The 23592-nt window shown below is 73.9% G+C and carries 18 protein-coding genes; 8 read left to right on the forward strand and 10 right to left on the reverse strand.

Annotated elements, in window-relative coordinates; translation table 11 throughout:
• Positions 1-58 precede the first annotated feature (58 nt).
• The 4 genes from ACFZAX_RS31530 to ACFZAX_RS31545 form a co-directional block, all read right to left on the reverse strand.
• Positions 59-952 (reverse strand): alpha/beta fold hydrolase, encoded by an 894-nt coding sequence (locus tag ACFZAX_RS31530; protein ID WP_390965749.1) that lies wholly within the window; start codon positions 950-952, stop codon positions 59-61.
• Positions 953-1067: 115 nt separating this feature from the next.
• The gene (locus tag ACFZAX_RS31535) at positions 1068-2144 is read right to left on the reverse strand and encodes a DUF3533 domain-containing protein (RefSeq protein WP_390965752.1); all 1077 of its coding nucleotides are present in this window, start codon (positions 2142-2144) and stop codon (positions 1068-1070) included.
• A gap of 79 nt (positions 2145-2223) precedes the next feature.
• Positions 2224-3252 (reverse strand): ImpB/MucB/SamB family protein, encoded by a 1029-nt coding sequence (locus tag ACFZAX_RS31540; RefSeq protein ID WP_390965754.1) that lies wholly within the window; start codon positions 3250-3252, stop codon positions 2224-2226.
• Positions 3249-6701 (reverse strand): DNA polymerase III subunit alpha, encoded by a 3453-nt coding sequence (locus ACFZAX_RS31545; protein WP_390965791.1) that lies wholly within the window; start codon positions 6699-6701, stop codon positions 3249-3251. The genes ACFZAX_RS31540 and ACFZAX_RS31545 overlap by 4 nt, the downstream gene beginning before the upstream one ends.
• Before the next feature lie 496 nt (positions 6702-7197).
• Between ACFZAX_RS31545 and ACFZAX_RS31550 the strand changes: the two genes are divergently transcribed.
• Both ACFZAX_RS31550 and ACFZAX_RS31555 read left to right on the forward strand, forming a co-directional pair.
• Positions 7198-8097, forward strand: a complete 900-nt coding sequence (locus ACFZAX_RS31550) for an alpha/beta fold hydrolase (protein WP_390965756.1) — start codon at positions 7198-7200, stop codon at positions 8095-8097.
• Between the two features lie 308 nt (positions 8098-8405).
• Positions 8406-9956 (forward strand): methyltransferase domain-containing protein, encoded by a 1551-nt coding sequence (locus ACFZAX_RS31555; protein WP_390965758.1) that lies wholly within the window; start codon positions 8406-8408, stop codon positions 9954-9956.
• Between the two features lie 66 nt (positions 9957-10022).
• Here the strand turns inward: ACFZAX_RS31555 and ACFZAX_RS31560 are convergent, their stop codons facing one another.
• Positions 10023-10580, reverse strand: coding sequence for a DUF402 domain-containing protein (locus tag ACFZAX_RS31560; protein WP_390965760.1), 558 nt, complete (start codon positions 10578-10580; stop codon positions 10023-10025).
• Between the two features lie 152 nt (positions 10581-10732).
• Between ACFZAX_RS31560 and ACFZAX_RS31565 the strand changes: the two genes are divergently transcribed.
• A complete protein-coding gene (locus tag ACFZAX_RS31565) occupies positions 10733-11107 on the forward strand; it encodes a GntR family transcriptional regulator (RefSeq protein ID WP_327174940.1) in 375 nt (124 codons plus the stop codon).
• Positions 11108-11154: 47 nt separating this feature from the next.
• Here the strand turns inward: ACFZAX_RS31565 and ACFZAX_RS31570 are convergent, their stop codons facing one another.
• Complete coding sequence (locus tag ACFZAX_RS31570; protein ID WP_390965763.1) at positions 11155-12249, reverse strand: DUF5925 domain-containing protein; 1095 nt, start codon at positions 12247-12249, stop codon at positions 11155-11157.
• Between the two features lie 290 nt (positions 12250-12539).
• Here ACFZAX_RS31570 and ACFZAX_RS31575 point away from each other — a divergent pair, with 290 nt between their 5' ends.
• Positions 12540-12803 carry a hypothetical protein gene (locus ACFZAX_RS31575; RefSeq protein WP_327174938.1) on the forward strand — a complete coding sequence of 88 codons (264 nt, stop codon included), beginning with the start codon at positions 12540-12542 and terminating at the stop codon, positions 12801-12803.
• A 355-nt stretch (positions 12804-13158) separates the two neighbouring features.
• Here the strand turns inward: ACFZAX_RS31575 and ACFZAX_RS31580 are convergent, their stop codons facing one another.
• From ACFZAX_RS31580 to hmgA, 3 genes are all read right to left on the reverse strand, one after another.
• Positions 13159-14427, reverse strand: coding sequence for a type ISP restriction/modification enzyme (locus tag ACFZAX_RS31580; protein ID WP_390965765.1), 1269 nt, complete (start codon positions 14425-14427; stop codon positions 13159-13161).
• A gap of 174 nt (positions 14428-14601) precedes the next feature.
• Complete coding sequence (locus ACFZAX_RS31585) at positions 14602-15459, reverse strand: UTRA domain-containing protein (protein ID WP_390965767.1); 858 nt, start codon at positions 15457-15459, stop codon at positions 14602-14604.
• A 47-nt stretch (positions 15460-15506) separates the two neighbouring features.
• On the reverse strand, positions 15507-16889 hold the full coding sequence (gene hmgA, locus ACFZAX_RS31590) for a homogentisate 1,2-dioxygenase (RefSeq protein WP_390965769.1): 1383 nt from the start codon (positions 16887-16889) through the stop codon (positions 15507-15509).
• Between the two features lie 170 nt (positions 16890-17059).
• Here hmgA and ACFZAX_RS31595 point away from each other — a divergent pair, with 170 nt between their 5' ends.
• The 3 genes from ACFZAX_RS31595 to ACFZAX_RS31605 all read left to right on the forward strand — a co-directional run bounded on the left by ACFZAX_RS31595 (position 17060) and on the right by ACFZAX_RS31605 (position 21623).
• Positions 17060-17671, forward strand: coding sequence for a TetR family transcriptional regulator (locus tag ACFZAX_RS31595; RefSeq protein WP_390965771.1), 612 nt, complete (start codon positions 17060-17062; stop codon positions 17669-17671).
• A gap of 97 nt (positions 17672-17768) precedes the next feature.
• Complete coding sequence (locus tag ACFZAX_RS31600; protein ID WP_390965773.1) at positions 17769-19949, forward strand: molybdopterin-dependent oxidoreductase; 2181 nt, start codon at positions 17769-17771, stop codon at positions 19947-19949.
• A gap of 237 nt (positions 19950-20186) precedes the next feature.
• Positions 20187-21623 carry an ATP-binding cassette domain-containing protein gene (locus ACFZAX_RS31605; protein ID WP_390965775.1) on the forward strand — a complete coding sequence of 479 codons (1437 nt, stop codon included), beginning with the start codon at positions 20187-20189 and terminating at the stop codon, positions 21621-21623.
• Positions 21624-21758: 135 nt separating this feature from the next.
• Here the strand turns inward: ACFZAX_RS31605 and ACFZAX_RS31610 are convergent, their stop codons facing one another.
• Positions 21759-22505, reverse strand: coding sequence for a helix-turn-helix domain-containing protein (locus ACFZAX_RS31610; RefSeq protein WP_390965776.1), 747 nt, complete (start codon positions 22503-22505; stop codon positions 21759-21761).
• A gap of 268 nt (positions 22506-22773) precedes the next feature.
• Here ACFZAX_RS31610 and ACFZAX_RS31615 point away from each other — a divergent pair, with 268 nt between their 5' ends.
• Positions 22774-23445, forward strand: a complete 672-nt coding sequence (locus ACFZAX_RS31615) for a DUF4097 family beta strand repeat-containing protein (protein ID WP_390965778.1) — start codon at positions 22774-22776, stop codon at positions 23443-23445.
• Positions 23446-23592: the final 147 nt, after the last annotated feature.

The following is a 23592-nucleotide window of genomic DNA, read 5'->3' on the forward strand; positions in this document are numbered from 1 at the left end:
ACACGGGAGGGGCGGGTCACCCGACCGGTGGCCCGCCCCTCCCGGACGAGGCGTTCGCTCAGTTCATCGACACCACGCCGGAAGCGTCCTCGTCCAGAAGCCAGTTCAGGACCCGCGGAAGGACCGACAGGGCGTCGAAGTGCGCCGCCGCCGGCTCCAGGACGGTGGTCGCGCCCGGAATCCGGCCACCCAGCCAACGGGAGTGGCTGGCCGGTGAGAAGACGTCCTTCTCGCCGTGCCAGAGCATCACCGGGCAGGTGATGTCGGCCGGGTCGAAGCCCCACGGCCGGCTGAACGCGAGCGCGTCGTCGATCCATCCGTAGGCCGAAGTGCGAAGCCCCTCGCTGTAGTTGCGCAGCAGCAGCGAGCGGATGCCCGCGTCGTTCACCACCACCCGGTCGGAGTCGGTGAGTTCGCGCCGCAGGTCGTCCAGGAGCCGGACCGGGTCGATCCGGATCTCGGCCGAGCGGACGATGAAGGACTCCGTGAGGCTGTCCGGGTCGGCCGCCGCGGTGGAGTACGCCAGTACGTTGGAGGCGGCCATCCCCTCGAACCAGTCGAGCCCCGGGGCGTCCCAGGGAGCCAGCGGCACCAGGGCGGCCGCCCTGGTCACCCGACCCGGCATCAGCGCCGCGCAGGCCAGGGCGTGCGGGGCGCCGCCGGAGCGGCCCACCACGGCGAACCGCTCCAGGTCGAGGGCGTCGGCGATGGTCCGTACGTCCTCGACGACATCGCTCACCGTGCGGCCCGGATGCCGGTCGGACTCGCCGTAGCCGGGCCGGTCGTAGGTGATGAGCTGGGTCTGGCGCTGGTACATGACCATGCCGCGCGGAGCGGGTCCGAGCCGGCTGCCCGGGGTTCCGTGCAGCAGGAAGACGGGTCTTCCGCGTGGGTCCCCCTGCCGCTCCACGATCAGGTGACGTCCGTCCGCCACGCGCACCCGGTTGCGCACCCGTACCTCCTCAGGTCGCCCGGCCGCCCGGGCGCGGTGCGCCCGGTACTGCTGCCCCTTCGATGATGGGCCATCAACGGGCTTGCGCGCACTACCTGTTGGGAGAGGAACGGGATCAAAGGGTATGTGCGCCCCCTGGAGGTGCTCCCGGGGTTCCTGGTGCGCCGGGACCGGTGCCCGCGGTGTCCCCGGCGGGCCCGGTCCGGTGGTGCCGCAGGGAGAGCAGCAGGGTCAGGGCCGTACCGACGACGGCCCAGGCGGAGAGGACCAGCAGGGGGCCGGTGACCGCGTTGCCCCGGAAGTAGGCGATCGAGCGGGCGACCCAGGTGCCCGCCCCCGGGGGCAGGGCCGGGCCGATCGCGCGCCAGAAGTCCGGCAGCATCGGCAGCGGGAAGGCACCGCCCGCGCTCGGGTTGCCGGCGATCACGATGACCAGGACGGCCAGTCCGATGCCGACGACGCCGGTCAGCGCCTGCAGCGCGAGGGTGATCATCCCGGTGGCGAGGACGACCAGCGCGCCCAGCCCCGCCAGTCCCCAGAAGCTGCCGGGCAGCGCGCCGAGGACGGGGCCGATGATGAGCGCACCGCCGATCCCGCCCAGCACCGCGTACAGCGCCATGACCAGAGTGCGGATGAGCGCGCGCCGCGTGTTGGCCGGCCGGGAGCCCGCGCTGATCGCGAGGATCGAGGCGCAGAGGTACCCGCCCACGCACCACCCGACGACCAGGTAGAACGACGAGAGCCCGTCGAAGTCGTCGGAGGAGGCCGGGGCCACGTCCACGACCCGGGCGGTGCGCTGCTGCTGGGCCAGGACCTCGGTGGTGATCTTCCCCAGGGAGTTGGAGAGCGCGGAGCCGCCGCCGGAGGCGACCAGCACGGTGTCGGTCGTGCCGGACGGGTTCACCACCAGCGCGCCGTCGATCTCGCGGTGCATGATCTGCCGGCGCGCCTCGGCGGCGTCGTCCACGGCGCGCGGGTCCAGCGGGCCGCCCGGCAGCCCGTCCAGAGCGGTGATCAGCTGCTGGGACGCCTGCGGGGGAGCCACGACACCGAACGGGACGTCGGTGGGGACCGGCCGGTGCAGGGCGCCCACGTAGGAAAGGATGAAGAGCAGTTGCAGGACGAGCACACCGAGGACGAGCAGGGCTGCCCGGGGCGTGACGGCCTGTTTGACCTCGCCGGCGAAGTTCATGTCCCCACGCTCGGCGCGAGCGGGGCGCCGCGCAGGCGGGGCGGGCCGAATGGCTCACAAGGGGCACACCGGCCGTACGTCACGCGGCCGGCGGGCGCCTGCGCGGTGTCCGTGCCGGTGCCGGTGCCAGGGTCGCCGGCCGTACGGCCCCGGCGCCGAAGAGGCGGCGTGCCCGGTCCGAGGCGGCTTCGACGGCGCGGGACCGGTCGTCGACCGGGTCCATGGAGAGCTGGCGCGGGGCGTCCCCGGCCGGCGAGAGGCCGTCCGCGCGCAGCGTGTAGGCGCGCACCCGGGCGCGTTGCAGACCGAGCGAGTCCAGCAGCCCCAGGGCGGTGGCGGCGAGGAGGGGGGAGTGGCCGGTGGGCTCGGGGGAGGTACGGGTACGGGTGCTGGACGTCCGGTCGGCGTACCGCACGGTGAGCGTCAGGCGCCCGGCGACCTGGTGCCCGGCGCGCAGATGCTGGCCCAGCCGCTCGGCGAGCCCCAGCACCGCCCGGTGGTGCAGGCCGGGATCGAGGCAGTCCCGGTCGAGCACCCGGTCGACGGAGAGGTGGGCCGCAGGCTCCCGCGGCACGACCGGGCGCGGGTCGCGGCCGTGCGCGCGTTCCGCCAGCAGCCGGGCGGGACCGGCGCCGAGCAGACGCTGGAGGGTCAGCGGCGGGAGGTCGGCGATCTGGCCGATGGTGTGCACGCCGTACCGCCCGAGCGTGGTGGCGGTGGCGCGGCCGATGCCGGGCAGCGCGGTGACCGGGCGGGGGCGCAGCCAGGAGTCCGCCCGGTCGCCGGGGACCTCCGTGGTCTGCCCCGGCCCGGACGCGTCGGCCGCCATGGCGGCCAGCATGCGGTTGCCCGCGAGCCCCGCGCCGCACTCGATCCCGTACAGCGCGAACAGCCGGAGCATCACCATCTGCACCAGGTCGTACGGGGCCAGCCCGAAGTAGCGCAGCGCCGAGGTGAGGTCCAGCTGGACGGCGTCGGGCGGCACGGCCTGGACGTGCGGGGTGATGCCGGACATCAGCTCGACGACGTCGGCGTACCGCTCCTCGTCCGGCACGGCGTGCAGGTGGAGATGGGCGATGTGGCGGCGGGCCGGGCGAGGGGGCGTCATCCCGCGCTCCCCTGGCTGGTGTGACCGAGCTTGCGCAGGTCGGCCGAGCGGCTGCCGGCCGGCTGGAGGTCGGCGTACGGGTGCAGCCGGGCGCCCGAGGTGCCGTTGGCCAGGGTGCGCCCCGGCTGCGCGGGCGTCGGGTGCGGGCGCTCCCCGCCGAGCAGCGCGAGCGCGGCGGCGGGGCCGTCGTCGCGGCGGGCCGCCGCGATCCGGTCCAGGTCCCAGGCCATGGTGCCGACGACCGACCGCCGGTTGCCACGTACCTGCACGGTGCCGCGCACCAGCAGCAGTCCGCTGTGGAAGACGGTGTGCGCGCACGCCGGGTGGGAGTCCTCGAAGAAGACCAGGTCGACCATGCCCGAGCCGTCCTCCAGGGTGACGAAGATGATCCGCTTGCCGCTGGCGATCGGCGGGGTCTGGGTGGAGGCCCGCACCCCGGCGACGAGGACCTGCTGCCCCTGGCGCACGTCGGCCAGGTGCGCGGCGTCCGTCGCGCCGATCTCCCGCAGCAGCCGGTGGTGGTGGACCATGAGGTGCCGGGACACGTCGATGCCCAGCGTGTTCAGCTCGGCGTCCAGGGCCTCGCGGCCGGTCATCTCCGGCAGACCGCTCGGCTCCGCCCCGCCCGCCGCCCCCGCGTCGAGGGCGAGCTGCCCGTCGCCGGCGGACCGGACGCGGGACTGCCGGTGCAGCTCGGCGACGTGCAGCAGCAGGTCCCGCCGGGTGAGCGGGCCCCCGCCGAGCCCGCCGAACGCGCCGATCTCGACCAGCCGTTCGGCCAGCGGCCGGCTGGGACGGGCCCGCTGCCAGAAGTCCGACAGCGAGTCGTAGGGCGCGCCCGCCTCGATCCGGGCGCTCTCGTCCTCGGTGATGCCGCGTACGGAGGACAGCGCGAGCCGCACCCCCCACCGCTCGTCGCCGGTCCGCTCCACCACGTACCGGGTACGGGAGCGGTTGACGTCCACGGGCAGCACGGGCACGCCCCGGCGGCGGGCGTCGGCGACGATGACGCGCCGGGGCCACATCCCGGGATCGTGTTCGAGCAGCCCGGCGAGGAGGAAGGCCGGGTGGTGCGCCTTGAGCCAGGCGCTCTGCAGGGCCGGTACGGCGAAGGCCACCGCGTGCGCGCGGCAGAAACCGTAGGCGCCGAACGCCTCCACGGTCGCCCACACCTTCGCGCGGACCCCGGGGTCGTACCCCCGCGCCGACGCGTGGTCGTGGAACCATCTGCCGATGGCGGGCAGCCGCTTCCGGTCGCCGAGCGCCCGGCGGGCCACCTCGGCCATCGCCCGGTCGCAGCCGGTCATCACGGAGAGGGTCTCGATGATCTGCTCGTGCCAGATGGTCACCCCGTAGGTGTCGGCGAGCACCGGTTCGAGGTCCGGGTGGGCGTAGGCGGGGGCCCGGCCGTGCCGCGCGGCGACGTACCGCTCGGGCATGCCTCCGGCGACCGGTCCCGGGCGGAAGAGGCTGATGTCGGCGATGACGTCCTGCGGGTTGCGGGGCTGGAGGCGGGAGAGCAGATCCTGCTGGCCGGGCGATTCGAGCTGGAACAGCCCGATCGTCTCGCTCTGCTGGATGAGCTTGAACGCGAAGACGTCGTCGAGCGGCACCTGCGCCGGGTCGTCCAGGTCGATCCGGTCGCCGGTCGCGCGTTCGATCTCGTCGACGGCGTGGGCCATCGCGGACTGCATCCGCACCCCGAGCACGTCGAGCTTGATGTTGCCCAGGGCCTCCACCTCCTCCTTCGCCGCCATGGCCATCGGGTAGTCGCCCTGCGGGGTGGGCTGCACCGGCAGCCGGTCGAGCAGGCCCGCGTCGCTGATGATCACCCCGCACGGGTGCATCGCCATCCCGTGCACCAGGGAGTCGAGTCCCTCGGCGAGCTCCCACAGCGGCCCGTACCGCTCCGCCCGCGACGCCAGCTGCCGCAGCTCGGGCAACTCCGCGAGGGCGCTCGTGATGTCCGAGGCCCGCAGGTGCGGGAAGCTCTTGGCGATCCGGTCGACCTCGTCCGGCGCGATGCCGAGCGCGAGGCCGGTGTCCCGCAGCGCCCGGCGGGCCCGGTAGGTCTCGGGCATCGCGGTGACCGCGACCCGCTCCTTGCCGAACCGGGCGAAGACCGCGTCATAGCACTCCAGCCGCCGCGCCGACTCCACGTCGATGTCGATGTCCGGGAGCGAACCGCGCCGCTCGCTGAGGAAGCGTTCGAACAGCAGCCGGTGTTCCAGCGGGTTGGCGGTGGCGATGTCCAGGGTGTGGCAGACCATCGAGCCCGCCCCGGAGCCCCGGGCCGCGACCCGGATGCCCAGCTCCCGGATGTCCGCCACCACCTGGCCGACGGCGAGGAAGTACGAGTCGTACCCCAGCCGGGAGATCACCCCGAGCTCCGTGTCCAGCCGCTCCCGGGCGTCCGCGTCGCGGTCCAGGCCCCGCCGGACCAGGCCCGCCTCGGCGCGTGTCCGCAGCAGCCGGGCGGCGCCCCCGGTGTCCGGGCCGGCGCCGAACAGGGAGGCCTCCGGGAAGTGGCGGGCGCCCAGCCCGAGGTCCGCCGCCGGGTCGAGGGCGCATCCGGCGGCCGTCGCGGCGGTGTCCGCGAGGAGCCGGCGCGCCCGGCGGTCGTCCAGACCGGCGGACGCGGCGACCGCCCGGGCGACGGCGACCATGGCGCCCTCGCCCTTGAGCCAGCGCTGCCCGCTGTCCAGACGGCGCCGGTCGACGGGGCGCAGCAGCCGTGCGGCGTCCAGTACGTCGGCCAGGCGGTGCTGGGCGGGGTCGGCGTAGCGGACCGCGTTGGAGAGCACGGCGGTGACGCCGGTACGGTCGGCCAGCGCCAGGGTACGGGCGGCCAGCCGCAGCGACCCCGGGCCCGTGCCGGCCCGCCGGTACGCCACGGCCTCAAGGCGCAGCCCGGCCCCGAAGAGCTGTTGCCACGGCGCCAGCAGCTTCACCGCGACGTCCTCGCGGCCCGCGGCCAGCGCGCGTACCGGCTCCGACAGCGGGCCCAGCAGCACGGTCAGACCGGGGCCGCCGTGCTCACGCAGTGCGGCCCACGGCACCACCGGCGCCGTACCGGACACCGCGCCGGCGTGCGCCGCCGAAGTGATGCGGCAGAGCCGCGCCCAGCCGGAGCGGTCCTGGGCGAGCAGCACGACGCGCAGCGGCGGTTCGACGACATGGGCGCCCCCGCGCGCCGGGGTGCGCGGGCGCCCGGCCGGAGGCGGCGGGGCGAGGGCCTCCACCGCGAGGTCGATGCCGAAGACCGGCCGTACCCCTTCCCGGGCGCATGCCTGAGCGAATCGAACAGCGCCGGTCACGGTGGAGCGGTCGGTGAGCGCGAGTTCCGCCATGCCGAGTTCGGCCGCCCGCCGCGCGAGGTGCTCGGGGTGCGAGGCGCCGTAGCGGGCGGAGTAACCGGACGCGACGTGCAGATGGGCGAAGCCCGCCATGCCGTACCTCCATTCCGCCACCCCATTTCCGACCTTTGCCCGATACGTTCCTCGTACGTTCGTTCGATTACCTTAACTCCATCACCGCTGGTCGGCGAGCGGGCGGGACTCCGGCCGGTGCGGAAGTATTCGAACAAGGGGTGTGGGAGTGGGGTGCCGGTCCGTCACCCTCGTCGCGCGGTACGGCACTTGGGGCCGAGGCGCCTTCCGGGGTCCCGCCCGGGGTGTGGCGCATCACCTTCCAGGCCCGGCGGGGAGGGTGATGTTCGATTCCGGGGTGCCGGGGTGCCGGGGTGCCGGGGTGCCGGTGGCGCGCTCCGTCGCCGGGCGGGGGAGGGGGTGGGGTGAGCCTCGGTGGCGGGGGATTTTTTACCGACGCGTAACTTCCCCCGCGAATCTACTCATGCGTAATTTGGCATGAGCACATAAAGCTTGTGGTCCGGGCCACAGGGCGCACCCCCACATCGCACTCCCTGAGCCGCAAGGAGATCCCACGATGCTGCCCTGGACCCGTACACCGAGAGCCCCCCGTGCGCGCAGAACGCTCGCCGCGCTGCTCCTCGCCGTCGCCGCCCTCGCAGGCCCCTCGGCCGCCGTCGCCTCGGCCGCCCCTTCGGCCGGTGAGGCCGCCGCCACCACGAGCGGCTGGAACGACTACGCCTGCAAGCCCTCCGCCGCCCATCCGCGCCCCGTGGTCCTCGTCCACGGAACCTTCGGGAACTCCGTCGACAACTGGCTCGTGCTCGCCCCCTACCTGGTGGCCCGGGGGTACTGCGTCTTCTCGCTCGACTACGGGCAGCTCCCCGGCGTGCCGGTCTTCAACGGCCTCGGTCCCATCGACCAGTCGGCCGCCCAGCTCCGCACGTTCGTCGACAAGGTGCTCGCCACCACCGGCGCCTCCAAGGCCGACCTCGTGGGCCACTCACAGGGCGGCATGATGCCGAACTACTACCTGAAGTTCCTCGGCGGCGCCGCCAAGGTGAACGCGCTCGTCGCGCTCGCCCCCGACAACCACGGCACCACCCTCCTGGGGCTGACCAAGCTGTTGCCGTACTTCCCCGGGGCGGAGTCCCTGCTGAACTCCGCCACCCCCGGCCTCGCCGACCAGGTGGCCGGTTCGCCGTTCGTCACCAAGCTCAACTCCGTTCCCGACACGGTGGCCGGGGTGAAGTACACCGTCATCTCGACCCGGTACGACGAGGTCGTCACCCCGTACCGCACCCAGTACCTGAGCGGCGCGAACGTCCGCAACGTCCTGCTCCAGGACCTGTGCGCGGTCGACGTCTCCGAGCACGTCCTCATCGGCACCACCGACAAGATCGCCTTCCACGAGGTGGCCAACGCGCTCGACCCGGCCCACGCCACCACGACGGACTGCACCTCGGCCCTCGGCTGACCGGCGGTCCCGTACGGCATCCGGCATCCGGCATCCGGCACCGGTACCCGGCGCGGGGCGGGGCGCCGTACGGGACGGGACGGGACGGGACGCGGCGGCGGGACGCGTGCGGTCCGGTACGGCCGGCGGTACGGCCGGCGTGAGTCCGTAAGAGGCCCGGAAGATCATCCGGTGACAGGTGGCCCGGACCGTGGAACCTCGCGCCGACGGGCCTGCCGGCCGCAACCCTTGCCGTCCACGGCTCCGACCGGTCGCAATTCGTACCGTCCGTGCCGTGGCGGCGGGTACGGGCTGGGACCATGGAGGCCATGACGACGATCAGTTACTGGGACGAGGCCGCCGACTCCTTCGACGAAGAACCCGACCACGGACTGCTCGACCCCGTCGTACGCGACGCCTGGGCACAGCGCCTGCAGAACTGGCTCCCTGCCACCTCCTGCGAGATCCTCGACCTCGGCTGCGGCACCGGCAGCCTCTCCCTGCTCGCCGCGGGCCAGGGTCACCGGGTCACCGGCGTCGACCAGTCGCCCCGCATGGCCGCCCAGGCCCGCGACAAACTCGCCGGAACCGGCGCCGACGTGCTGATCGGGGACGCCGCCCGGCCGCCCGTGGGCGACCGGCGGTTCGATGTCGTCCTGGTCAGGCACGTCCTCTGGGCGCTGCCCGACCCGGAGGACGCCCTGGCGACCTGGTTCGGCCTGCTGAAGCCCGGCGGCCGGCTCGTCCTGATCGAAGGGGTGTGGAACGGGGTGGGCGTCTCCGCCGCCCTGCTCACCGCCCTGCTCGCCCCGCACACCGAGCGGGTCCACCACGAACGGCTCTCCGGGGACTCCCGCCTCTGGGGCAAGGACGTGGACGACGAGCGGTACGCCGTCGTGGCCCGCGCCGAACCCCGCTACCGCCACACCGAGGTCGTCGATGTCCACCTGATCCTCCGGCGCGGTCCCCGGGTGCTGCTCGCCCGCCGGGCGGGCACCGGCTACGCCGACGGCCTCCTCCACCTGCCCTCCGGCCACCTGGAGGACGGGGAGGACGTGCGCGAGGCGATGGTCCGGGAGGCGGCCGAGGAGATCGGCCTCACCCTCCAGCCGGAGGAACTGCGCGTCGCGCTCGTCATGCACCACCGGGGCCCCGGCGGCAGCCCGCGCACCGGCTGGTTCTTCGAAGCGGAGTACGACCCCGAGCGGGCGCCGTACAACGCGGAGCCCGGCAAGTGCTCGGAGCTGGACTGGTTCCGGCTGGACTCGCTGCCCGAGGACATGGTCGCGTACTGCCGGGCCGGCCTCGACGGATACCGGTCGGGCGAACGCTTCCTGATCCACTGGCACGAGGACGGCGACCCGGTCGCCCACGACCCCGCCGTCCCGCGCCGGGCCGTCCCGCTGCCGTCCGCCGGGGCCGGTACCGGACGGGTGCACCACATCGAACTGTGGGTCTCCGACCTGGCGGCGGCCGTACCCGTCTGGGACTGGCTGCTCGGCCGGCTGGGCCACCTGCCGTACCAACGCTGGTCGCACGGCCGCAGCTGGCGGCGCGGCGACAGCTACGTCGTGATCGAGGAGTCGCCGGACCTCGTCGCGCGGACCCACGACCGCCTCCGCCCCGGCCTCAACCACCTCGCGTTCCACGTCGAGGACCGGGAGGCGCTCGACGCGCTCGTGGCACAGGCCCCCGGCCACGGCTGGCGGCTGCTCTTCGCCGACCGGCACCCTTACGCGGGAGGCGAGGGGCACCGGGCCGCCTACCTGGAGAACGACGCGGGCTTCGAGGTCGAACTCGTGGCCGGCGGTCCGTCCCGCGAGGCACCCGCGCCGTGCGCCGGCGCACCGGCGGCCGGGCGGGAGGCCCCCGCCGTCTGACGCGGGCTGGGCGGGCGACGCCCCGGCGGGCAGTGCTGTGGAAGGGGCGGCCGGACGGTACGGAGGTCACGCGCCGACGCCCCCGAGCAGCTCCGGGAGGCGGCCCGCGCGGGCGAGGCGTTCGAGCGCGTCCAGGGCGCCGACCGCCGCCGCGGCAGCCGCCGGATCACGCCCGGCGAGCCCGCTCTCCGTGAACTCGTCCTCGTCCAGCCGCAGGACCTCCGAGGCGTCCGCGGACACCCAGAGGTCCAAGTCCAGGTCCTCCACCCGCACTTCGTCGCCGGTGACGGTGCAGGGTCGGGTGATGTCGCAGTACCAGCCCTTCAACAGGCCCTCGCCCGTGCGGACTTCCTTCACCGCGTACCACCGGTCGCGCCAGTAGTGCTCGGTGAACACGTCACCCGGCGCGAACGTCACGAAGCCGAAGTCCCGTACGCCGGGGGCGGCCCAGGGGGCGAGGACGGTCACCCGGCTGCCGTCGTCGGCCAGTCTGCGGGCCGGGTAGCGGATCTTGGTCCGCCCGGCCTTGGTCAGGACGACGGTCACCTCGCCGGTCGCCTTGCCGGTCCCGTCACTGTTTCTTCCACCGGCTCCGCCGGCGGGTGATGCCGGGTGTGCGGACATGGTGTACCTCCGTCGCGCGCGCCCGGTGGCCGGACCGGGCGTCGGGGCGCAGCCCTCTCCCGGAGAGGGGATGCGTGGACGGGGCCGACCCTACGCGGGGAAATCGACGGGCCGCCTCCGGGTTTCCGGGCGGGAGGTGCAGAATCTGCACCGTGACTCTGACGATCGTGATCGACCCGGACACCGGCACCGCCCCGTACGAGCAACTGCGCGCGCAGATCTCCGAACAGGCCCGCTCGGGCGCGCTCCCGGTCGGGTACCGGCTGCCGACCGTGCGCGGGCTCGCCGAAGAACTCGGCCTGGCCGCCAACACGGTGGCCAAGTCCTACCGCGCCCTGGAGGCCGACGGCGTCATCGAGACCCGCGGTCGCAACGGCACCTTCGTCGCGGCGGCCGGGGACGCGGCGGACCGCAGGGCCGCGACCGCCGCACAGGCGTACGCGGACGAGGCCAGGCGCCTGGGCCTCTCCCGCGCCGACGCCCGCGCCCTCGCCGAGGACGCGCTGCGGGCGGCGTACGAGGGGTGAGGGCGGGCGACACCCGGCAGGCCGTACCCGGGCCCGCCGCGTGACGCTCACAGGTACAGGCCCGCCTCCGCGCTCGCGTCCTGCTTCGGTACGGAGGCCGGGCCGCTGCCCCGCCGCAGCGCGAACAGCTCGGCGAGGGTCGCCCCCTCGCGGCCGACGCCCTCGTCCGTACCCAGCCAGGACACCGCCTCGGGCCTGCTCAGCGGGCCGACCTCGATCCGGGCCAGGCAGCGGCCGGGCCGGACGACCGCCGGGTGCAGCCGCTCCAGGTCCTCGTTGGTGGTGACCGCCACCAGGACGTTGCGGCCCTGGCCGAGCAGGCCGTCCGTCAGGTTGAGCAGCCGGGACAGCGCCTGGCCCGCCGTGTGCTTGGCCTCGCCCCTGATGAGTTCGTCGCAGTCCTCCAGGAGCAGCAGCCGCCACCGCCCCTTCTCCGAACCGTCGTCCTCGCCGATCGCGATGTCCATCAGGTAGCCGACGTCGTTGAAGAGGCGTTCCGGGTCCAGGACGCAGTCCACCTGGCACCAGTCGCGCCAGGTGCGGGCCAGCGTCCGCAGCGCCGAGGTCTTCCCGGTCCCGGGCGGGCCGTGCAGCAGCAGGAGCCGCCCGGAGATGTCGTCCGGGGTGACCTTCATCAGCCCGTCCATCGCCCCGGCCACCTGGGCCGAGTAGTTGGGGCGGACCTGGTCCCAGGTGCCCGCGGAGATCCGGCGCGTGGTGCGGTGCGGCCCGCGCTGCGGCGAGACGTACCAGAAGCCCATGCTCACGTCCTCGGGCTGGGGTTCGGGCTCGTCCTGGACGCCGTCCGTCGCCTCCTTGAGGACCCGCTCCGCCAGCTCGGCGCTGGTCGCGGTGACGTTGACGTCGGCGCCCCGGCTCCACCGCCGCGCGAGCAGGGTCCAGCCCTCGCCCTCCGCGAGCGTCGCGCTCCGGCTGTCCTCGCGGGCGGTCCGGACCACCGTGGCGTCCGACGGCACGAGCGTGCTGCCCGGCTTCACGCGCTCCAGCGAGGAGCTGTGCGCGTACGGCTGCTCGCCCGTCGTGAAGCGGCCCAGGAACAGCGAGTCCATCACGTCGGAGGGGGAGTCGCTGTCGTCGACGGTGAGCCGGATCGGCAGCGCGGACTCGAGGTTGGCAGACATGCGCCCATGATCCGCCAACGTGCTGCCCGGCGCACCGGGTTTCCCCGACGGGTGTGGTCCCTCGTCCCGGTGGAGTGCGCCGGGTGCGGGGCTCTCGCGGCAGCGCGCGCGGACGGGCACGGGGGCTTCACGAATCCTCCAAGTCCCTCCCGTATCAGGCGCATCGCGTGACGTACCGTCAACCACCGCATGCATGCATGTAATCCCGCGCCCGGGATACGCGTGTGTCCTCGCGGAGCGATAGGGTTAACCTGCCCGCACCGGGTGCCCTCGTACGGGTGGGGAGTGACATGGAACAGATAACGGTCCGCAGCAGGCCGCGCGTGCCTGCCATCACATGTGGAAGCAGTGCGACCAGTTCGCGGCTCGACCGCCATCTCGCGGTGCTCGGCGGCCCTGCCGTCCCGCAGCGCGAGGCGGCCGAGGCGACGCTGCTGATGCGCGAGCTGACCTCGCGCGACGCCGCGCACCGCCACGGCAGCAAGAGCGCCCGCGTGTCGCTCTTCGCTCCGTTGCGGAGACTGCGGCGCTCGCTCTTCGGCAGCCGCCACTGACGGGTCGGCCCTGCCGGACGGGCCCGGCCGAAAACAGGCCCGGCCGCCACCGGGTCGGCCCTCGCGCGGGTCGGCCCGGGAGATCGCTCTGTCCTGATGTCCCTGCTCCGATGTCCTGATGCCGGTGCAGCCGCCCGCCCGTCCTCCCCGGGGCGTACGGCGGCCCCGCCCCCGTGCGGACGTGGCACGGACGGACGGCGTACGGACGCCGGGCCTCCTCCCCGCCCGGCACCCCGTGCCCGTGCCGGCTCTCCCGCGTCGTGCGCCCGTCGGCCGACCCGTACCCGGTCGGCGGTCGTAGGGGCGTGTCCCGGGCGGGGGAAGAGCCCGGGCGGCCGAGGTTCCCGCGCGGTGCTCACACCAGCGTGAACTGTCCCTCGGGCCCCTCCTCCTGCCTGCCGAGCACCGTCGCCGGGCGCCGCGCCGCCGCCGGAACCGGCAGCACCCCGGCCGCCCGCAGCTCCTCCCGCGTAAGGGTCCGCGCGGCGTCGACCTGCTCGGCCAACTCCCGTCGGCGGTCGCGTACTCCGTCGAGCAGGGCCAGTACGGTGATCAGCTCCAACAGCTCGGAGGTCCACTCCCGGGGCCAGGCGGCCGGTCCCACCGCGTCCAGCCCGTCCCGCTCCGCGCCGGTCCACGCGGCCGCCCGCCGGCCGAACCACACCTCCAGCATCCGCACGCCGCCCACCCGGAACTCCCAGGCCCCGGTCGGCACCGGGGCGATCCGCCCCTCGTCGAGCAGCAGTGTCCCGCTCTCCGTGTCGTACGCCACCGAGCCCGGCCGGGGCGGCACCGCGGACCGCACGTAGGGCCGCCGCCCGCCCGGCAGCCGGGGCCGCTCGCCCCCGCGCGACCCGCGCAGATGGAGCCGGAGCAGCTCGCGGCCCAGCTCCACCCCGGCCGACCACAGCCCACCCTCGCGCGGCAGCGGTACGAGGCACCCGCCGGGGGCGGGGCGCGCGGCGGCCAGGGTCCAGGCGAGCAACGACTCCGGGGTCACCTCCCCGCCGTCCGGGCCGAGACCGGCGTCCCTGCCCAGGCCGGCGGCCCCGAGTGCGGCGCACAGCCCCGGGGCCAGATTGGGTTCGGTCCCGCCGGGGCGCCGGAAGAGCGGCCGGACGCGCGCGGGGCGGCCGGCGGGCGCGTACCCGTCGGGGAGCAGCGCGGTCACCGACAGGGCGGGTCCGCAGTCGCCCGGGACATAGCCGTGCTCGACGGCGAAGAGCTGGTGGGCGTCGGCCACCCGCCAGAGTTCGGGGCGGGCCGCGTCGATCAGCCGGTGATCCGGAATCAGCCACTGCTCGTCGAACGGCCCGTGCAGGACGCGTACCGGTTCGGGGTACGCCCCCGGGGCACGGGCGAACCGACCGGTGGAGGTGGTCTGTCCGGGGAGCGCGGCGACCGGAGTGCGCGGGGTGCGGAACCGGGTGGGCCGGAACAGCCGGTCCTGCTCCTCGCCGTCGGCCCGCACCAGCCGCTCCCAGCGCGCTTTCAGCGAGGCGGGGTCGGGGCCGGTGACCCAGGATCTGCCGGTCCGCAACGGGCGTACGGACCACGGCATCAGCTCGTCCAGGGTGAGGTGGGCGGCCTCCTGGCCGGTGTCCTTCCGGGAATCCGCTGCCACGGTGTCGTCCCCCCGCTCGCCACGTCCGCCGCTCCGGGCATCGTAACGGGAGGGCGGGGCGTCCGGCGGGGCCCGGCCGCTCCCGGCGAACCGGCGTGCGTGCGAGCCTCCGCGGGACGGGACGGGACGGGGCAGGACGGGACGGGACGGGGCGGGGCGGGGCGCCGTGCCGGGTCAGTCCGCGTCCACCGTCACCGAGAAGGAGAAGCGGTCGCCCCGGTAGTGGATGCGGGCCACGTCGACCACCCGGCCGCCGGTGTCGTACGTGACGCCGGTGAAGTGCAGGATCGGGCTGAGCAGCGGCACCCGCAGCAGCTCTGCGGTGGCCGGGTCGGCGAGGCGGGCCTCCACGGTGTCGGTGATCCGGGATATCGGCACACCGGCCGTGTCCCGCAGGATCTTCGTCATCGGCCACCGCTCCAGCTCGGCGGCGTCGACCCGGGCGGCGACCTCCGGACGCACCATGTTCTCCGCCCAGTTGACGGGCTCACCGGTCACCGCGTCGCAGCGCAGCCGCCGGTAGCCGACCACCTTGGCGCAGTCCGGGAAGTGGTGGGCCAGCTCGCCGGGCACGGCGGTGGGGCCGTGGCCGAGGACCGTCGTCCGCTCGCCCGACTGCTGGGCCACGATCGCGTCGACGGACCCGAGTACCCGTACCGGCGAGACCCGCCTGGCCCGGGGTTCGATGAAGGTGCCGTGCCGCCGCTGCCGGCTGATCAGTCCCTCCGACTCCAGCTCCTTGAGCGCCTGGCGCATGGTCAGGACGCTCACCCCGTAGTGGGCGGCGAGCCGCTCCTCGGTCGGCAGCCGGGGAGGGGCGTCGTGCGGACGGCCGAGTATCGAGGCGCGCAGCGACTGCGAGACCTGGTACCAGAGCGGGAGCTTCCCGTTCAGCACCAGGGAGTCGGGGGCGAAGGCGGCCACCACCCCTGTCTCCGTACCCGCCCCCGCACCCCGGTCGTCCGTGGTCCCCTCCGGTCCGGCCGGTCCGCCCCGTCCGGTCCGGCCACGGTCCGTACGTTCTGCTCGCATCCGGTCCACCTCCTGGTCTCACCCCGGCTCGCCGCCGGACATGGAAGCTATGGCCGGAAGTTGCTGTCCAGACCCTGCCACACCCCGTCGTAACCGCGCTGGAGATGGGGAGCGGAGGCGGCGTGACCGGTGAGCGTCAGCGGGCGGCGCGTCTCGAACATGAACGCCAGCCCGTCGTCGATCCGCTGCGGTACGAGCTCCGCCGCGCTCGCCCGGTCGAAGGTCTCCCGGTCCGGTCCGTGCGCCGACATCATGTTGTGCAGCGAACCGCCGCCCGGGACGAAGCCGCCGGCCTTCGCGTCGTACGCGCCCTCGATCAGCCCCATGTACTCGCTCATCACGTTCCGGTGGAAGTAGGGCGGCCGGAAGGTGTCCTCACCGACCAGCCAGCGCGGGGCGAAGACCACGAAGTCGACGTCGGCCAGCCCCGGGGTGTCGGTGGGCGAGGTCAGCACGGTGAAGACCGACGGGTCGGGGTGGTCGTAGCTGATGGTGCCGATGACGTTGAAACGGCGCAGGTCGTAGACGTACGGCGTGTGGCTGCCGTGCCACGCGACGACGTCCAGCGGAGAGTGGTCGTACGTCGCCGTCCAGAGGTTCCCGCAGAACTTGTTGATCACCTCGAACGGACCCTCGCGGTCCTCGTACGCGGCGACCGGTGCGCGGAAGTCCCGTGCGTTGGCGAGTCCGTTGGCGCCGATCGGGCCCAACTCCGGCAACTGGAAGGGGATCCCGTAGTTCTCGCAGACGTATCCCCGGGCTGTCGGGCCGAGCAGCTCGACCCGGAAGCGCACCCCGCGCGGGATCAGCGCCACCTCGCCGGGAGCGGCGCGCAGCAGGCCCAACTCGGTGCGGAGCAGCAGAGAACCCTGCTCGGGGACGATCAGCAGCTCGCCGTCCGAGTCACTGAACACGCGTTCCGTCATCGAGGAGTCGGCGTGGTACAGGTGCACCGCCATGCCGGTGCGCCCGGCCGCGTCGCCGTTGCCGCCGAGGGTCCACAGCCCAGAGACGAAGTCGGTGCCGGGGGAGGGGGCCGGGAGCGGGTCCCAGCGGAACCGGTTGGGATCGGGCACGGTCTCCGTGAAAGGCGCGGAACGGAGCGAGCCGTTGCCGGTGCGGACGAATGCCGGATGCGCGGCGGAGGGCCGGATCCGGTAGAGCCAGGAACGGCGGTTGTGGGCCCGGGGCTCGGTGAACGCGGAGCCGCTGAGCTGCTCCGCGTACAGCCCGAGCGGGGCGCGCTGGGGGGAGTTGCGCCCGTGCGGCAGCGCGCCCGGCACCGCCTCCGAGCTGTGCTCGTTGCCGAAACCGGTGGAGTACGCCAGGGACCCGGCGGACGCGGCGCCGCCCCCGGTGGTGTCCGCGCCGTGCGTACTGTCCGTGCCGCCGGTGTTCCGCGTACCGCGTGTGCCGTCCGTGCCGCCCATACCGCTGCTCCCGGTGCCGAGACGGGCCCCCGCGGCCCTCGGGAGCGCGCGGGAACCGTGGAGGATGAATCCTATGGACCACCGTAGGAATGGAGAAGAGGCCCGTCAACGCCAATCGCCGCACATCCGCGGGCCGGGTGGGGCCGGCTGGTCTCCGGCATGATGGGGCCGTGTCCCACCCGAAACCGAAGCTGCGCCGCACCCCCGTCCAGCAGCGCAGCGCCGAACGGCTCACCCGGATACTCGACGCCTGCGCCACGCTCCTCGACGAGGCCGGTTACGAGGAGCTCTCCACCCGGACCGTCGCCCTCCGCGCCGAGGTGCCCATCGGGTCCGTCTACCGCTTCTTCCCCAACAAGCGCGCGCTGGTGGACGCCCTCGCGGTGCGCAACCTCAACTCCTACACGGAGCACCTGGCCACCCGGCTCGCCGCGGTCCCCGCCACCGACTGGCGGGGCGCGATCGACGCCGTACTCGACGAGTACCTGGCGATGCGCCGTACCCTCCCCGGCTTCGCCCAGGTCGACTTCGGCGCCGCCGCGCACGCCGACGACCCCCAGCACCAGGCGAACCACCGGCTCGCGGACCGGCTCGCCGGACTCCTCGCGGGACACCTGGGCGGCAGCCCGGACGAGGACCTGCGGAGGGCCGTCCTGGTCGGTGTGGAGGCGGCCGACGCCACGCTCCAACTCGCCTTCCGTGCGGACCCGTCCGGCGATCCGGCGATCGTCGCGGAAGTCCGGGTGCTGCTCCACGCGTACCTCGCGCGGGTGCTCGACTGAGGGGTTGGCGCCGGACACCCGTCCGTCCGGGGGGCTCCCCAGCATGCGTACCGGTCGGTATGCTCGCGCTGACCCAGTCGCTCCCCGGGGAGGCCCCGTGTCCGCCAACTCCCGTACCGCACCCCGCATCTGCCCGCTCTGCGAGGCCACCTGCGGGCTGACCCTCACAGTCGAGGGGACCACCGTCACCGGAGTACGCGGAGACCGCGACGACGTCTTCAGCCAGGGTTTCATCTGCCCCAAGGGAGCCGCCTTCGGTGGGCTCGACGCCGACCCCGACCGGCTGCGGACCCCACTCGTCCGCCGTCAGGGCGCCCTGCGCGAGGCGACCTGGCAGGAGGCGTTCGACACCATTGCCGCACGCTTCGGCGAGGTCACAGGCGTCCACGGCCCGCAGAGCGCCGGGCTCGTCCTCGGCAACCCCAACGTCCACACCATGGCCGGCGGCCTCTACCCGCCCCTGCTGGTCGCCGCGCTGCGCACCCGCAACGTCTTCAGCGCCAGCACCCTCGACCAGATGCCCAAACACGTCTCCAGCGGGCTGCTCTTCGGGGACGCCAACGCCATCCCCGTACCCGATCTCGACCGCACCGACCACCTGCTGCTCATCGGCGCTAACCCTCTGGAATCCAACGGAAGCCTCTGCACCGCGCCCGATTTCCCCGGCCGGCTCAAGGCGCTCCGCGCCCGGGGCGGCACGCTCACCGTCATCGACCCGCGCCGCACCCGTACGGCCAAGCTCGCCGGGCGCCACCTCGCGATCCGGCCCGGTGCGGACGCCCTGCTGCTCGCCGCCCTCGCCCACGTGCTCGTCGAGGAGAAGCTCGCGGCCCCCGGAGCGCTCGCCGGGCACCTGGACGGACTCGACCGGCTCGCCGACGCCCTGGCGGACTTCACCCCGGAGGCGGTCGCCGGGCCCTGCGACCTCGACCCCGCCACGGTCCGTGCCGTGGCGCGGGAACTCGCCGCCGCGCCGACCGCCGCCGTCTACGGCCGCATCGGCAGCTGCACCGTCGCGCACGGCACCCTCGCCAGCTGGCTGGTGGACGTCCTCAACATCCTCACCGGCAACCTCGACCGCCCCGGCGGCGTTCTCTTCCCGCTCGCCGCCACCGCGCGCGCCCCGCGCCCCGCCGGCCCCGGCAAGGGCTTCGCACTCGGCCGCTGGCGCAGCCGGGTCTCCGGGCACCCCGAGGCCAAGGGCGAACTCCCCATGGCCGCGCTGGCGGAGGAGATCGACACCCCCGGCGAGGGCCGCATCCGCGCCCTCGTGGTGCTCGCCTCCAACCCGGTGCTCTCCGCCCCGGACGGCGACCGGCTCGACCGGGCGCTCGCCGGAGGGCTCGACTTCATGGTCAGCGTCGACCCGTACCTCAACGAGACCTCCCGCCACGCCGACGTCGTACTGCCTCCGCCGCCGCCCTCCCGTTCCGCCCACTTCGACTTCGCGCTCAACGCCCTCGCGGTGCGCAACCAGGTCCGCTACACCCGCCCGGCCGTACCGCTGGACGAAGGAGCCCTCGACGAGAGCGAGATCCTCGCCCGGCTGATCCTCGCCGTCGGCGGCAACCACGGTGCGCCGCCGGAGACGGTCGACGCGTATGCCGTCGCCGCCGCACTCGACCGGGCCGGAGCGCCGGGTGAACTCGCCGAACGCCTCTCGGGAACCACCGGGCCCGAGCGCCGGCTCGACCTGATGCTGCGGCTGGGCCCGTACGACCTGACCCTCGACGACCTGCTCGCCCACCCGCACGGCATCGACCTCGGCCCGCTCCGCCCCCGGCTGCCCGAGGTCCTCAGGACCCGCAGCGGCCGGATCGAGCTGCTCCCGGAGCCGCTCGCCGCCGACCTCCACCGGCTGCGGGAGGCGCTCGGCGACACCCCGGCCCCGCTGGTCCTCGTCGGCCGCCGCCACCTGCGCTCCAACAACAGCTGGATGCACAACGTCCCGGCGCTCAGCGGCGGAACGAACACCTGTACTCTCCAGATCCACCCCGAGGACGCGCACCGGATCGGCCTCGTGGACGGCGCCACCGCCCGGATCGAGGCGGCCGGCGGAGCGGTCGAGGCACCCGCGGAGATCACCGACACGGTCCGCGCCGGAGTGGTGAGCCTTCCGCACGGCTGGGGACACGGCCGCCCCGGCACCCGGCAGTCGGTCGCCGCCACCCGGCCCGGCACCAACGTCAACCAACTGCTCGACGGCACCCTCCTCGACCCGCTCTCCGGGACCGCCGTGCTCAACGGCTTCCCGGTCCTGGTGACCGCGGCCCGGTGACCCCCGCCGACGCGGCCCCGGTCACTTCGCCGCCGCCTCCGTACCCGCCAACTCCCCTGCCCCCAGGGCGAAAACATTGCGACAACCGGAACCACCCCTGGCACTTCCGGCTCCGTCGCCCTCTCCCGTCGCAACCTTCGCGCGAGTCATTCACACACCCCGCACCGTGGGTTAACTTCAGGCCACGCAGCCGCTCCCCACAGTGCAGCCGCATCACTTTTCCATGGGCGGAACCTCATGACTCGCGCGATCTCTCTGCAGGACATCAGCAAGGCGTACGGACGGGGTCCGCGCGCAGTGGACCACTTCTCGCTCGACATCGCACCCGGTGAGTTCGTGGTGCTCCTCGGCCCCTCGGGCTGCGGCAAATCCACCGTCCTGCGGATGATCGCGGGGCTGGAGGAGGCCACCGAGGGGGAGATCCTGCTCGACGGCGTACCGGCCTCCCATCTCCAGCCCCGCGAAAGGGGCATGGCGATGGTCTTCCAGAACTTCGCCCTGTACCCGAGCATGACGAACCGGGGAAACATCGGCTTCCCGCTCAAGCTCCAGAACCCGCGCGAGGACGCCACCGAGCAGATCGAGGCCACCGCCCGGATGCTCGGCATCGAAGGCGTCCTCGACCGCTACCCCGGCCAGCTGTCCGGTGGTGAACGCCAGCGCGTCGCCATGGGCCGGGCCATCTCCCGCCGCCCCTCGGTCTTCCTGATGGACGAGCCGCTCTCCAACCTCGACGCCAAGCTCCGCAACCACCTGCGCGCGGAAATAGCCCAGCTCACCAAGGAGTTGGGGGTCACTACCGTCTACGTCACGCACGACCAGTCCGAGGCGATGTCCCTCGGCGACCGGGTCGCGGTACTGCGCGGCGGAGTGCTCCAGCAGGTCAGCTCGCCACGCGAGGTGTACGCGCTGCCCGAGAACGTCTTCGTCGCCGCCTTCATCGGCACCCCGAGGATCAACCTCCTCCAGGCCGTCGTGCACGCGCCGCTCGAAGGACGGATGTCCCTCGACCTCGGCCGCCAGCGCCTCGCGCTGCCCGAACCGCTCAGCCCCGACCACCAGTTGCTCCGCATCCAGCAGGGCCGCAGGATCATCGTCGGGCTGCGCTCCGAGGCCGTACGGATCGCCCCGCCGAGCCAGGCCCGCCCCGGCGAGGTGGCGCTCGGCGGCATCGTCCAGCACGTGGAGTACCAGGGCCACGAGGCGCTGGTGCACCTCAACACCGGATCACGGCCTGCCGTGGTGCCCGACCTCGAATCCGCCCGCCCGGAAACGTCCACGCGCCGGCGCCGCGCCGCGGGAGGGCGCGGGGGAGGGGCGGACCACGGCGACCACGGGGACTCCGCGCGCCGCGGACGCCGGGACGGCACGGCCTGGGGCCGGGGCGGCGGCCTCGGCGTACTGGAACGCCTCCGGGAGAAGACCGGCCACATCAGCGGACCGGTGGTGGCGCTCGGCGAACCTCCCCGCAACGGAAAGGGGCACGCCGTGAGCGGCCCCGACCGCCCGGCCGTCACCCCCGGCGACCTGGTCGTACGCACCAGTCCGGACATGCGGCTGCGCACCGGCGGCCAGGTGCCCCTGCTGGTGGATCTGGCGCACCTGTACGTCTTCGACCACCAGGGCCGGCGGATCTGCCCGCTGCCGAGGGACGTACCGGGGCTGGACGTCTGAGCCGCCCGCGCCGCCCGACCCGGCGGGCGCCGGAGCGCCCGCGTGTCCCTCCTCGCGTCCGCGCGTCCTCGCGCGGGGCGTCCCGGGAGCCGTGGCCGGCTCCGTACCGCCGCAACGGCCCCGGGACGTCGTCCGTCAGCCTTCCGTACCGGTGCCGGACGCCGCCCCCGCGGGCTTGGTGGCGAGGATGTCGCGGGCCTGTTCGGCGGCGCGGGTGATGCTCTCCGAGACGAAGCCGGTGAAGCGGGCGATGTTCTCCAGCCGGTGGGCGGCCGGGGTGCCGGAGCCCAGCACCCCGACGCCCTGCCGTGCCACCTCGGCGAGTCGGGCGGTGGAGCGGGCGCTCGCCATCACCGACTGGTACCAGACGTCGTCGTCGGCGACGTACCGTTCCCGGCGCCCCTCGTCGCGCTCCCGGCGGACGAGCCCCTGGCTCTCCAGGAACGCGATCGACTTGGAGATGGTCGCCGGGCTGACCTGGAGGCGCCGGACGAGCTCGGCCGCGGTGACGCTGCCCGCGTCGGTGGTGAAGAGGCAGACCAGGACCCCGGCCATCATCCTGGACAGCCCCGACTGGACGAGGACGTCCGTGAACATCTCCTCGTACGCGCGCACCGCCTCCGCGTCCCGCCCGTGTTCCAGGGGCGCCGGCGCCCCCGGCTCCCGGGCTTCTGCCTGCCGCGGGCGCTGCGCGCGGCGCCCGGTGGCGCGCTGGGCGAGATCGGCGCGATAGCCGGCGGGGCCGCCGTTGCGCATGACCTCGCGGGTGATGGTCGAGGTGGGGCGGTCGAGGCGCCGGGCGATCTCCGCGTAGGCGAGGTCGTCGGCCAGTCCGAGCGCGATCTGCTGGCGCTCCTGCTGGGTGAGTCTGCCTCCCGGCATCGCGTTTCTCCTTCGTGGTGCGTGGGACCCCAGCCTAGGCGGTGACCCTGGGAGGCGGCACTAGCGTTCGCACTCAAGTCATTGCAACGATCGCATGTGAGGTCGTTGCGTTTGATTCGAATCCATTGCAATGAAATCTCTCAAGCGACCTGCAGTTAAGGGGTTTTTGAGGGTTACATAGTTGCCCTACCTGTGAATGCAACGTAGCGTTTCTCTTGTCGGAAACAGCGCGCCGCAAGGGCTCGCCCGGCGGACACAGGAGAAAACCATGCAGAAGTTCACCACCCCCGCCCCCGTCTCGGCCGTCGTCGACATCCCCGCCGGACACATCCGGTTCATCGCCGCCGACCGGGCCGACACCGTGGTCGAGATCCTGCCCGCGGACGCCTCCAAGGGCCGCGACGTCAAGGCGGCCGAGCGGATCGAGGTCACCCACGCCGACGGAGTGCTGCGGATCGGGGCCTCCGAAGCGGCCAACCGGGTCCTCGGCCCCTCCGGATCGGTCGAGCTGACCGTCCAGCTGCCCGCCGGCTCCCGCATCGAGGTGAAGGCGGCCTCCGCCGAACTCCGGGGCGTCGGACGGCTCGGTGACGTCGTCTTCGAGGGCCAGCAGGCGACCGTCAAGCTGGACGAGACCGCGAGCGCCCGACTCGCCGTTCTCGATGGGGACATCACCGTCGGCCGCCTGGGCGGACCCGCCGAGATCAGCACCCAGAAGGGCGACCTCCGCATCACCGAGGCCGTCCGCGGAACCGTCACCCTGCGTACCGCGCACGGGGAGATCGCCGTCGGCGCCGCCCGCGGAGTCTCCGCCTCCCTGGACGCCGGCACCGCCTACGGCCGGGTCCACAACGCGCTCGCCAACCCCGACGGCGCCGCCGCCGCTCTGAACATCCACGCCACCACCGCCTACGGCGACATCACCGCCCGCAGCCTGTGAAGGAGCACCTCCCATGGCAATCCCCACCACCGGCCTGGCCATCGCGGCGAAGGGTCTGCGCAAGTCCTACGGCGACAAGACCGTCCTCGACGGCATCGATCTGGCCGTCCCGGCCGGCACGATCTTCTCCCTGCTCGGTCCGAACGG

Source organism: Streptomyces sp. NPDC008125 (genome assembly GCF_042957125.1).
In the GTDB taxonomy this organism is placed as follows: domain Bacteria; phylum Actinomycetota; class Actinomycetes; order Streptomycetales; family Streptomycetaceae; genus Streptomyces.

What these genes read in the sequence shown, in the direction of transcription:
- ACFZAX_RS31610 (WP_390965776.1), bottom strand. Translation starts at nt 22,505, where the DNA reads ATGCCGGGAGGCAGACTCACCCAGCAGGAGCGCCAGCAGATCGCGCTC.
- ACFZAX_RS31555 (WP_390965758.1), top strand. Translation starts at nt 8,406, where the DNA reads ATGACGACGATCAGTTACTGGGACGAGGCCGCCGACTCCTTCGACGAA.
- hmgA (WP_390965769.1), bottom strand. Translation starts at nt 16,889, where the DNA reads ATGGGCGGCACGGACGGCACACGCGGTACGCGGAACACCGGCGGCACG.
- ACFZAX_RS31605 (WP_390965775.1), top strand. Translation starts at nt 20,187, where the DNA reads ATGACTCGCGCGATCTCTCTGCAGGACATCAGCAAGGCGTACGGACGG.
- ACFZAX_RS31575 (WP_327174938.1), top strand. Translation starts at nt 12,540, where the DNA reads ATGGAACAGATAACGGTCCGCAGCAGGCCGCGCGTGCCTGCCATCACA.
- ACFZAX_RS31550 (WP_390965756.1), top strand. Translation starts at nt 7,198, where the DNA reads ATGCTGCCCTGGACCCGTACACCGAGAGCCCCCCGTGCGCGCAGAACG.
- ACFZAX_RS31535 (WP_390965752.1), bottom strand. Translation starts at nt 2,144, where the DNA reads ATGAACTTCGCCGGCGAGGTCAAACAGGCCGTCACGCCCCGGGCAGCC.
- ACFZAX_RS31570 (WP_390965763.1), bottom strand. Translation starts at nt 12,249, where the DNA reads ATGTCTGCCAACCTCGAGTCCGCGCTGCCGATCCGGCTCACCGTCGAC.
- ACFZAX_RS31615 (WP_390965778.1), top strand. Translation starts at nt 22,774, where the DNA reads ATGCAGAAGTTCACCACCCCCGCCCCCGTCTCGGCCGTCGTCGACATC.
- ACFZAX_RS31545 (WP_390965791.1), bottom strand. Translation starts at nt 6,701, where the DNA reads ATGGCGGGCTTCGCCCATCTGCACGTCGCGTCCGGTTACTCCGCCCGC.
- ACFZAX_RS31540 (WP_390965754.1), bottom strand. Translation starts at nt 3,252, where the DNA reads ATGACGCCCCCTCGCCCGGCCCGCCGCCACATCGCCCATCTCCACCTG.
- ACFZAX_RS31560 (WP_390965760.1), bottom strand. Translation starts at nt 10,580, where the DNA reads ATGTCCGCACACCCGGCATCACCCGCCGGCGGAGCCGGTGGAAGAAAC.
- ACFZAX_RS31585 (WP_390965767.1), bottom strand. Translation starts at nt 15,459, where the DNA reads ATGCGAGCAGAACGTACGGACCGTGGCCGGACCGGACGGGGCGGACCG.